Source organism: Streptomyces lasiicapitis (genome assembly GCF_014646335.1).
In the GTDB taxonomy this organism is placed as follows: Bacteria; Actinomycetota; Actinomycetes; order Streptomycetales; family Streptomycetaceae; genus Streptomyces; species Streptomyces lasiicapitis.
The window spans coordinates 1-2,872 of the sequence record NZ_BMNG01000037.1 but is presented as its reverse complement, the minus strand read 5'-3'; the positions used below and the strand labels follow the sequence as shown (position 1 = coordinate 2,872).

Annotated in this window: 3 protein-coding genes and 2 pseudogenes; 1 reads left to right on the top strand and 4 read right to left on the bottom strand. The window is 65.5% G+C overall.

Features of this window, described 5'->3' with window-relative positions; translation table 11 throughout:
• The 4 genes and pseudogenes from IEY91_RS42260 to rfbA all read right to left on the bottom strand — a co-directional run.
• Nucleotides 1–295: pseudogene (locus IEY91_RS42260) on the bottom strand (glycosyl transferase family 28); the annotation flags it as partial.
• Nucleotides 292–543, bottom strand: a complete 252-nt coding sequence (locus IEY91_RS41370) for an acyl carrier protein (protein ID WP_164317463.1) — start codon at nt 541–543, stop codon at nt 292–294. The pseudogene IEY91_RS42260 and the gene IEY91_RS41370, both read right to left, overlap by 4 nt.
• A 33-nt stretch (nt 544–576) precedes the next feature.
• Nucleotides 577–1,587, bottom strand: a complete 1,011-nt coding sequence (rfbB, locus tag IEY91_RS41365) for a dTDP-glucose 4,6-dehydratase (RefSeq protein WP_164317461.1) — start codon at nt 1,585–1,587, stop codon at nt 577–579.
• Nucleotides 1,588–1,608: 21 nt separating this feature from the next.
• Nucleotides 1,609–2,481 carry a glucose-1-phosphate thymidylyltransferase RfbA gene (rfbA, locus tag IEY91_RS41360; protein ID WP_189177900.1) on the bottom strand — a complete coding sequence of 291 codons (873 nt, stop codon included), beginning with the start codon at nt 2,479–2,481 and terminating at the stop codon, nt 1,609–1,611.
• Between the two features lie 108 nt (nt 2,482–2,589).
• Between rfbA and IEY91_RS41355 the strand changes: the two are divergent.
• A pseudogene (locus tag IEY91_RS41355) lies at nt 2,590–2,872 on the top strand (activator-dependent family glycosyltransferase); the annotation flags it as partial.

Here is a 2,872-nt window from a genome sequence, read left to right as displayed (position 1 = left end):
CCCGCAAATACTCCAACGACAACAACTCAACCGGCACATCCGCCACATCAAAAGGCGGCAGATCGCTGCCGCCGAAGCGGCTTCTGAACTCCGGGCGCAGCGCGAGGAGCCGCCCCATTCCGTGGTCGCGTCCGACGGGAACGGCGGTCAGACCGGCCCGCGTGACCTCCGGCACCAACTCCGGCTGACTCGCCACCCGCACCTCATGACCCGCCGCCGCGAAGGCCCGTGCCAGCGGCACCTGAATGAAGAGGTGGGTCTTCTCCGCGTAGAGGACGAACAGGATCCTGCTCACGCCGCATCGTGCTCCTGGCCGGTGGCGGCGACGAACGTGGCGAAGGCGTCGAAGTCGCCGCCAACGAATCCGTGGAGTTCCTCCAGGATCACGATGTCGAACTTGTCCTCCAGATACAGCACGAGCTGCACCACGGTGAAGGAGTCGATGTCGAACATGTCGGCGCCTTCCGACGCACCGTCCTCGCGCGCGTAGTACTGATCCATGAAGTTCTGGATCTCTTTCCTGACGGCTGCTGCCCGGTCCATCTCCCTGAGCCCTTCTGTCGCTGGGATTCGTTGTCAGTGAGGTTCTGCCAGCACGGCCACGGGAAGCCGGCCGGGCTGTTTCAGCGGCTGCCACCAGTCCCGGTTGTCCGCGTACCAGCGCACGGTGTCGAGGAGACCCGCGCGGAAATCGACAAGAGGCCGGTGCCCGAGCTCTTCGCGGATCTTCCGGCAGTCGATCGAATAGCGCTGGTCGTGCCCTTTCCTGTCCTCCGTGAAGCGCACCCGGGACCAGTCGGAATCCAGGAACTCCAGGAGCAGCCCGGTCAGTTCGGCGTTGGAGATCTCCGTGCCGCCGCCGATGTTGTACGACTCGCCGGGGCGCCCCGAGCCCGCGATGAGGGCGAGGCCGCGGCAGTGGTCGTCCACGTGGATCCACTCGCGCACCTGGGAGCCGTCGCCGTACAGCGGGACGGTGCGGCCGTCCAGGAGGTTCGTGACGAAGAGCGGGATGAGCTTTTCGGGGAACTGGTAGGGGCCGTACGTGTTGGAGGCCCGGGCGGTGCAGACCGGGAGGCCGTACGTCCGGTGGAAGGACCGCGCGATCAGCTCCGCCGACGCCTTCGACGCCGAGTAGGGCGAGTTGGGGCGGAGCGGGAAGTCCTCGGTCCAGGAGGACGTCTCGGTGGCTCCGTAGACCTCGTCCGTGGAGACGAGCACGAACCGGTCGACCCCGGTGCGCAGCGCGGCGCGCAGCAGTTCGTAGCTGCCGACGATGTTGCTGGCGACGAAAGCGTCGCCGTCCCGCACCGACCGGTCGACGTGGGACTCCGCCGCGAAGTGCACGACCGTCCGCACACCCGCGAGGGCCTGCTCGACGGCGTCCCTGTCACAGACGTCGGCCCGCACGAAACGCAGCCGCGGATCGTCGAGGACATCGGCGAGATTGCCGAGGTTCCCGGCATAGGTGAGCTTGTCGAGGACCACCATTTCGGCGTCCTCGAAGCCCGCGTACGCGCCCGCGAGCATGCGCCGGACGAAGTTCGAGCCGATGAATCCGGCGCCGCCGGTCACCAGTACGCGCATGTCAACCACCCCCCTCGTGGATCACGCCAGCGATTTCGCGACATCGCAGACGTAGCGCCCATAGCCGGAATTGCCCATGGCCAGGCCCAGTTCGTGGCACTGCTCGGCGCCGATGAATCCCATGCGCAGCGCGATCTCCTCCACGCAGGCCACCCGCACGCCCTGGCGGTCCATCAGGACCTGGACGTACTGGCTGGCGTCGAGCAGGGACCGGAACGTGCCGGCGTCGAGCCAGGTGAAGCCGCGTCCCAACTGCACGAGGCGGGCGCTGCGGGCTTCGAGATACAGCCTGTTGACATCGGTGATCTCCAGTTCGCCGCGGTGTGACGGGTGTATTCCGCGCGCCATTTCCACCACGTCGCTGTCATAGAAATAGAGCCCCGTGATGGCGTTCTTGGATGCCGGGCGGGTCGGCTTCTCCTCGATTCCGATCAAGTTTCCGTGCGCATCGGTGTCCGCCACCGCATAACGCTCGGGATCCGCCACCGGATAGCCGAAGAGCGTACAGCCATCCGCCTTCTCCCGGGCCTCGCGCAGCAAGTCCTGGAAGCCCGCCCCATGGAACAGGTTGTCGCCGAGTATGAGCGCCGAACGGTCGTTTCCGACATGGCCGGCGCCAATGATGTAGGCATCGGCGATGCCGCGCGGCTCGGACTGTTCCGCGTAGGTGATGTTGATTCCGAGATGTGCTCCGTCGCCGAGCAGTCCGCGCATCGCGGACATGGATTCGGGAGCCGCGATGATCAGGACGTCCCGGATTCCCGCCAGCATCAGAACCGAAAGCGGGTAGAAGATCATTGGCTTGTCGTAGATCGGCAGTAGTTGTTTCGAGGTGCCTGCCGTAATCGGCATGAGGCGGCTGCCCGAACCTCCAGCCAATACTATCCCTTTCACCTTTCCTCCCGTTGGGTCATGATGTGGATCGGTTCTTGTCGGCCGCCGTGAGCACCCGCGACATGAACACCCGTTGCGAACCCCGTGGGACGTTCGGAGGACATTGACATGCGGATTCTCTTCACTGCTTATGCGGTACGGACGCACTTCTTCAGCATGGTGTCCTTGGCACACGCCCTGGACACGGCGGGTCATGAGGTGCGGGTGGCGAGTCAGCCGGAGTTGGTGCCGGAGATCACGCGGGCCGGTCTGACCGCCGTTCCCGTCGGACGCGACCACCAGCTCTGGCGTGTGCTGCGGGCGCGGCACGGTGACGAACGCTGGTCGGCGCTGCCGCCTTTTGATGTGGCGGATGTGCCGGTTGAGTTGTTGTCGTTGGAGTATTTGCGGG

Excerpts from the sequence above, each read along its gene's own strand:
- rfbB (WP_164317461.1), bottom strand. The coding sequence starts at position 1,587 with ATGCGCGTACTGGTGACCGGCGGCGCCGGATTCATCGGCTCGAACTTC.
- IEY91_RS41370 (WP_164317463.1), bottom strand. The coding sequence starts at position 543 with ATGGACCGGGCAGCAGCCGTCAGGAAAGAGATCCAGAACTTCATGGAT.